The organism is Paenisporosarcina sp. P5_A11 (assembly GCF_056400705.1).
In genome coordinates, this window is record NZ_JBFUKT010000168.1 from 1 (window position 1) to 7259 (window position 7259).

A 7259-nucleotide genomic window follows, 5' to 3' on the forward strand; every position below is an offset into this window, starting at 1 on the left:
CTTCTACAGAGTCCGCTAATTCCTCAGTCGGCATTAATTTTGCGAGTTCACCCGTTTCTGCAAGCCGGACTGCATCCTTCAAATCATTGAAATCAAGTAATTTGTAAGTTTCGTTCACTTCCCAATTATTCGCACTTAAGGAATCGACAACAGGTTTCAAGTAATATTTCATTGGTGATACACTAGGAATCAAAAGGAAATAATTCCATGCGGTTTGATATTCCTCTTTAATTTTCCCATTTGAAAAAACTGCTGTGTTGGAAGAGCCGAAAATCAATGTATAAGCAAGGTCTTCATAATAAGATTTTATTACGGAGTACAACTCACCTCGCTGTTTGACGCTCATCAGTGAATATTCTATAGACTCCAAAATGTACGCTGATTCCTGTGTATCGTAAACTAGTTCCCCTCCATACGTGAATGGAGCCATTTGTTTAATATACAATGAATTTAGGGCTGACTGGGCTATCTTTCCATCCAGACCGAATATCATATCATTCATTTCAATATCAGCTATAAATTCTTTTTGATTTGGTGCCACCTCAATCCGAATACCTTCTTGAGTAGCATTCGAAATCATCAGCTGCACTGGTTCAGGCAAATCTTTTCTACGGCTATACAAATAGTCGGCATCAAGTTTTCCGTTCATTTTAGCTGTATTTAAGATTTCCTTATTTTTAGTAATGACCAAATCATAGACCATTTTCAAGTCATCCATTTTACTGCTCAGTTCATCCACAAAACCTGTACTCATTTCTTCATTCAATGAGCTATTGTTTTTAAGTCTTGTCACCATTTCTGAAGGCAGTAGTAAATACTTAATCGTTTCTCCATAGGCTATTTTCAAGGAAAGTATCGACTTCTTTATAGTGTCAGGATGTGTGATACGTGCAAATTCACTATCCGCAAACTTTACAAAGCCCAGATGATCGAACTGTTCATTCGTCAAGCCCAGCATTTTCTGTCTCTTTTCCCGCTCCGATTGATAGTCTTTCTTGAGTTCTTCTATTTCCTTCTGATCGTATTCGGCAGCCGTGCTGTTCTTTTCCTCATCATGATCATTCATGAATGAAGCACTCAAAATACCTATTAAAACGATACTTGCTAAACTGACAGCCCAGAACCTTACTTTTTGCAGCTTGGGAGTTTTGATTAAATCAACGACTGTTCCATTCTGTAGTTGGAAATCTTCATCCTCGATATTAGTCATTACTTCGTCTGCATTAAATTTAGAAGGAACTCGCTTGTATGATTTTTTTAATAAGGTCATTTGTTGTTCTAGTTGATTCTGGTCATATTCGGCCCCACCTATTAAAGCGATTCCGGAATTAAGTTGGTCTTCCGCGCTCAATAAACGTGTTTTAACTGTTGCGAACGGGAGATTCATAACTTCACCTATTTGATCATATGTGAGTTCCTGAAAATAGAATAAGACAATAGGCATACGATATTTTTCTTCTAATGCTTGAATAGCTTCATGAAGTACTCGATCCTCTTCGAATACTAATATTTTTGATTCTGTTAATTTTCTGGGTTTTCCAAAGTTGATTTCGTCTTGGATTTTACTTTCTTTTACTTTTTCTCTATTTGCTAATCGATTATAATCTTTTGTGATATTTAAGGTGATTTTATATAACCATATGGAAAATTGATCTTGTCCAAAATGGTTTAAAAATCTATATAATTTCATAAAAACTTCTTGTGTGACGTCTTGAACATCATCTGCTTTGACGCCACATTGAAAGGCGAACTTCTCAACTGTGCGATGATGAAGGTTCATTAATTCACCATAAGCCACTTTATCCCCTTTTTGCGCCCTGTCAATCAATTCCGGTTTTTCCATACGTCCCCTCCACTCTCTCTATTTGTTATAAGTTATACGTTTCTTTTTCTATGATTGTTTCAAAAGTTATATTCTTTTTTATTCCTGTCGTGTAGTATTAGAAAAATCTTTAAAGAATTTAGGAGTTGGGTTAAATGGAAAAGCGCGATCATTTTGCATCAAAGATAGGCTTTGTCCTCGCAGCTGCAGGTAGTGCGATTGGACTTGGAGCAATATGGAAGTTTCCATATATGGCAGGAACAAACGGTGGTAGCGTATTTGTCTTATTATTTATTATCAGTACATTATTAATTGGGTTACCAATTCTATTAGCAGAGTTTGTTCTTGGTCGAAAAGGCCACGCAGATGCAGTGACAAGTTTTAAAAGATTAGCACCAGGGAAAAAATGGTACTTTATTGGCTGGTCTGGGTTCTTTTTCTCATTCATCATTTTGTCATTCTACAGTGTGGTTGGCGGATGGATTTTATCCTATTTAGGAAGAGCCTTAATGTTCAGTCTTGATAATAATGGAAACAGTGATTACGGAAAGTTATTTGAATCAATTATCTCAAATCCTTGGGAGGTATTAATTGGTCAAGCAGTCTTTATGATTTTGACTGTCATCATTGTACGTGGGGGTATTGAAGGCGGTATTGAACGCGCCAGTCGAATCATGATGCCCGCTCTATTAATATTCTTTGTTGTATTAGTTATCCGTTCTTTAACATTAGACGGTGCAATGGAAGGCGTTAAATTTATGTTTGTCCCAGATTGGTCTTACTTTAATGCTCAAACCATGTTATTGGCATTAGGACAAGCATTCTTCTCTCTAAGTGTTGGTGTGGCTGGAATGATGACTTATGCTTCTTATTTGCCTAAAGATCAAAAGTTAGGCAGTTCAGCGTTCAGTGTTTCTATGTTAAATATCGGTATTTCTCTAATGGCAGGTTTAGTAATTTTCCCTGCAGTTTTCGCTTTAGGTTATTCACCAGATGAAGGTCCTGGACTTGTATTCATCATTTTACCTGCCGTGTTCGAGCAAATTCCTTTTGGTGCATTCTTTATGCTCATGTTCTTTATCTTATTATTATTCGCAACATTAACTTCTTCAATTGCGATGTTAGAAACTGTTGTGTCTATTGGGATAAAAAATGCATACGATAAACGGAAACGAGCTGCCTGGATTTATGGTTTAGTGATTTTCTTAGTAGGTATTCCAAGTGCTCTATCTTTCGGTGTTTTTTCCGATATTAAAATATTAGGAAAAACATTCTTCGATTTTGCGGATTTCCTAACAAGTAGTATAGGCTTACCTTTAGGCGCTTTATTAATATCAATTTTTGCAGGATACGTTGTTAAGAAATCAGAACTGATCGAGGAATTAAATATTTCTCCTGTCACGTTTAAGTCTTGGTATTTTATCGTTCGTTACCTAGCTCCGGTAGCCATCATTCTGGTCTTTATAAACGCTGTTATTTCAGCATTCAGAGGGTAAGCTTATGTCTATAAAACAACTTATTTCACATAATCCATGTATGTGGAGTATGATAAGATAGTAAGTAGCATACTTACTATGATGGAAAGGAGTGCATGAAGATGAAACAAGAATTTCACACTCAACTTCGCTTGTTGCGGGAAGAACGTAATATGACTTTAGAAGATTTATCTTTAAAAACCAGAATAGGTGCGAGGAAATTAGAACAATATGAAGCCGGTACAGAAGTTCCTTCCGTACAGACCATTTTGAAATTATCTAACGCACTAGAAGTTCCTGTCTCTAATTTATTAGATGGGCTTCAAGTTAATTCATAAAAACGAAAGAGCATTCACCCAAATGGGAGAATGCTCTTTTGTTTTATCCAGATACAAAAAGAAACTCGGATTAAACTATACATTTTGCTTCATATTTAACAGCTATTAGTTTATAAGCAATTTGAACACATTGCTCAAGAGGAATCCACTGTTCATAAGAATGTTCATACACTTCTTGAATGCGTTTAGCAAGTTCTGAAGGATGATCAATTCCTTGAAGTGCAGCCACAACATCAGCTGTTTCCGTATCATATGCATCCGGACCCATGTTAAAAGGATCCCACATTTGAAGTAACTTAACCGATTTTCGATTCATTTCAATGTTTTCCATCATTTTTCACCTATTTGCTTTTCTTTAATAAAGGCTATGATAACATAATAAAGGAACGAAGGCTAGATTCAGGACGTCCTGTCGTGACTAGTAATCGTACTCTATAAACATGAAAACAAACTGAATACAATACTTCCACAATAAAAAGGAAAGAAGGAATTACCTTGACTAATTTTGAACAAGTGATTGACCGACGTAAAAGTCGTTCTGTTAAATGGGATTTAATGGAGACGATATATGGGATTGAAGATGCTTCTGACATTTTGCCAATGTGGGTAGCTGATATGGACTTCGCCGCACCTCAAGCAGTTACTGATGCCTTACATAGCCGAATTGATCATCCTGTCTTTGGTTATTCCTATATGTGTGAAGGTTGTAAAACAGCTGTGCACACGTGGTTAGAAGAGCGACATGATTGGCACACCCAAACAGAATGGATGCTGTTTCATCATGGGGTAGTTCCTGCAATTGCATCTGTAGTTGAAGCATTTACAGAAAAAGACGATCGTATATTAATAACTCCCCCCGTTTACCCTATGTTCTTTTCAGTTCCGGATAGACTAGGTCGCCAAATAGTGGAAAGTTTATTAATAGAAGAAAAAGGCAATTATCAAGTGGACTTTGATTCATTCGAGGAACAATTGAAACAAGGAGTAAAATTATTTATTTTATGTAACCCACACAATCCAGGTGGCATGGTATGGTCAAAAGAGACGTTACAGGAAATTATTCGATTGTGTGCCAAGTATGATACTCTCATTTTATCGGATGAAATACACGCTGATTTAGTGTTCCCTGGACATCAGCATATCCCATTGGCGACTTTGGCAGGGGATGAAGTAAACAGAATTATAACTTGTGTAGCTCCAACCAAAACGTTTAATTTAGCAGGTGTACAAGCCGCTGTGATGATTGCGACAGATCCTGAGAAACGTGAAAAACTAAAAGAAAATGMACTTGCTCATGGACAAATGGAACTTAGCCCTTTTGCTGCAGCTGCTTTAACTGCTGCCTATGAAGATGGTGGTCCTTGGTTAGATGAATTAATGAACGTCCTTTCTTCTCATATGGACTATGCAATTAATAAAATCACACAATCTGTTGCAGGAATAAAAATTAACAAACCACAAGGGACCTATTTGCTATGGATTGATTACAGAGACACAGGATTATCAGAAAAAGAAATAATGGACAAGTTATTAACCAAAGGGAAACTTGCATTAGAACCAGGTTCCAAGTACGGCTATTCTGCAAAAGGCTTCTTGAGAATGAATGTAGCTTGCCCACGTCAAACACTTGAAGATGGTGTTTTGCGTTTCATAACCGCTTTAACATAAGATCGACATCGGTGCTGGAAGGACCGATGCGAAAGCCTGCTTTCGCCACATGTTAGTGAAGGAAGGCTAAGTTCGCGACGTCCTATCGCAACGCTTTCATGACCCACATCCTGTGGCCCAATCTTAGGTGCGAGCTGGCGTTGGTAGCCAGACATAGCTGCTCCATGTACGAAGGTGTAGCTCGGAAAAACTTTTACTTTCTTTTAACATAAGAAAAAGGCTTAACCATTTGTAATTGGTTAAGCCTTTTTCAATTTAATATTGATCTTTTTGTTTTTTCAATTGGCGTTCACGTAGAATACGTTCTTCTAATTCCTTAGTTTTCACTTCTTGCTTTTTGGAAATTTTGACGATCCAACGAAAAGCCAAGACGCAAAGAATGGCAAAAATCAAGAATTGAAATGCAGCAGGAATATAGGCAGATTTATCTTCTGGAAAATACAGAAAGTTAACTATCCATGCGTTCAAGTTGAACACTTCCTAACTTATTTTTGAAGAATTTCGATAGATTCAATCTTAATGTCTTCAAGAGGTTTATCGCTACCGTTTCTCTTAACTGTTGTCATTTTGTCAACAACTTCTAGCCCTTCGATAACTTGTCCAAATACTGTGTGTTTGTTATCCAACCAAGGTGTCCCACCATTTGTAGAATATGCTTCAATAATTTCTTCTGGGTATCCAGCTTTTTTCATTTGGCTTAACATGCTAGAATCTACACGATTTGCTTGAACGATAAAGAATTGGCTACCATTTGTGCCAGGTCCAGCATTAGCCATTGATAGTGCACCGCGTAAGTTAAATGCTTTATCAGAGAATTCGTCAGCAAATGTTTTTCCGTAAATGCTTTCTCCGCCCATACCAGTTCCAGTTGGATCTCCACCTTGAATCATGAAATCTTTGATAATACGGTGGAAAATAATACCATCGTAGTATCCGTTTTCAGCGTGTGTAATAAAGTTTTCTACAGTTTTTGGAGCAACCTCTGGGAATAGTTTGATTTTAATAGCTCCCATAGTTGTGTTCATTACGACTAAAGCTTCGTTTGAAGCAACTTCTTTTGATAATTGTGGATACATAGCGCTCTCTCCCTTAGTTGTAGTTTGTTTTGTTTCTTCACTCGGCTTTTCTGCCTTCTCTACATCGACACTTTCTTTAGTGCCGCATCCTGATAAAAGGACAATTATACTAATTAATAACAGCCATCCTCGTTTTTCCATGTTCATTTCACCCTAAATTAGTCTATCATATTTAGCTTATATTTTCAGTAATTAAGTCTCTCCCCTTCCTTCGTAAGGCGAAATGTTTTATAATGAATAATTAGAGGCACTTTATTGCTACAAATGAAAGAAGGGATTTTTTGGATAGAAAGAAAAGAAATTTTTATATCATATGGATTTCAAACTTTTTAGTTGCAGGAACGGCAACGATGATTATGCCTTTTTTGTCACTTTATATAGATACCATGGGTGAATTTTCGGACGCTTATGTACAGAAATGGTCAGGTCTCGTGTTCGGTATCACATTCGTTTCCGCATTCCTTATGTCTCCCATCTGGGGACGTATCGCAGATCGCTTTGGCTATAAACCTATACTAATAATTACTGGATTCGGTATTTCAATAAGTATTTTGTTAATGGGTTTTGTTCACTCTGTTGAAGCTTTCTTCTTTTTACGACTATTTATGGGTGTAGTCACCGGGTTTATACCGACTTCTCTTGCATTTATTAGTTCACAAACAGCAAAAGAAGTTGCAGGTAAAACGCTTGGTACTCTTCAAATGGGTAGTGTTTCGGGTACATTATTCGGACCAGTGTTAGGGGGCTTGCTCGCTGATTCATTCGGTTTTCAATATACCTTTGTCATCACTTCAGTGGTAATCGCAATCGCTGCTTTACTGGTTATGGTTGGTATTAGAGAGACGAAAAGAATACCTGCCCCGAATGCACATGTGTATTC

8 protein-coding genes are annotated in these 7259 nt (G+C 37.2%); 4 read left to right on the plus strand and 4 right to left on the minus strand.

Going from position 1 to position 7259, the window contains the following annotated elements:
* A partial coding sequence (locus AC1DOS_RS16410) for an RNA polymerase sigma factor (RefSeq protein WP_477538368.1) occupies window positions 1–1843 on the minus strand: 1843 nt, incomplete at its 3' end.
* 134 nt (window positions 1844–1977) lie between these two features.
* Here AC1DOS_RS16410 and AC1DOS_RS16415 point away from each other — a divergent pair.
* A complete protein-coding gene (locus AC1DOS_RS16415) occupies window positions 1978–3318 on the plus strand; it encodes a sodium-dependent transporter (RefSeq protein ID WP_477538369.1) in 1341 nt (446 codons plus the stop codon).
* Window positions 3319–3419: 101 nt separating this feature from the next.
* Entirely contained in the window at window positions 3420–3635 is a 216-nt protein-coding gene (locus AC1DOS_RS16420; RefSeq protein ID WP_108585082.1) for a helix-turn-helix domain-containing protein, read from the plus strand.
* Between the two features lie 70 nt (window positions 3636–3705).
* On the opposite strand, the gene AC1DOS_RS16425 is transcribed toward AC1DOS_RS16420, so the two are convergent.
* The gene (locus AC1DOS_RS16425; RefSeq protein ID WP_108585083.1) at window positions 3706–3966 is read right to left on the minus strand and encodes a DUF1871 family protein; all 261 of its coding nucleotides are present in this window, start codon (window positions 3964–3966) and stop codon (window positions 3706–3708) included.
* A 164-nt stretch (window positions 3967–4130) separates the two neighbouring features.
* On the opposite strand from AC1DOS_RS16425, the gene AC1DOS_RS16430 reads away from it, so the two are divergent.
* Window positions 4131–5303: a MalY/PatB family protein gene (locus AC1DOS_RS16430; protein ID WP_477538370.1), complete on the plus strand. Its 1173-nt coding sequence runs from the start codon at window positions 4131–4133 to the stop codon at window positions 5301–5303.
* Between the two features lie 255 nt (window positions 5304–5558).
* On the opposite strand, the gene AC1DOS_RS16435 is transcribed toward AC1DOS_RS16430, so the two are convergent.
* Both AC1DOS_RS16435 and AC1DOS_RS16440 read right to left on the minus strand, forming a co-directional pair.
* Window positions 5559–5771 carry a hypothetical protein gene (locus tag AC1DOS_RS16435; protein WP_477538371.1) on the minus strand — a complete coding sequence of 71 codons (213 nt, stop codon included), beginning with the start codon at window positions 5769–5771 and terminating at the stop codon, window positions 5559–5561.
* Window positions 5772–5788: 17 nt separating this feature from the next.
* Window positions 5789–6520, minus strand: a complete 732-nt coding sequence (locus AC1DOS_RS16440; RefSeq protein ID WP_477538372.1) for a peptidylprolyl isomerase — start codon at window positions 6518–6520, stop codon at window positions 5789–5791.
* Window positions 6521–6660: 140 nt separating this feature from the next.
* Here AC1DOS_RS16440 and AC1DOS_RS16445 point away from each other — a divergent pair.
* A partial coding sequence (locus tag AC1DOS_RS16445; protein ID WP_477538373.1) for an MFS transporter occupies window positions 6661–7259 on the plus strand: 599 nt, incomplete at its 3' end.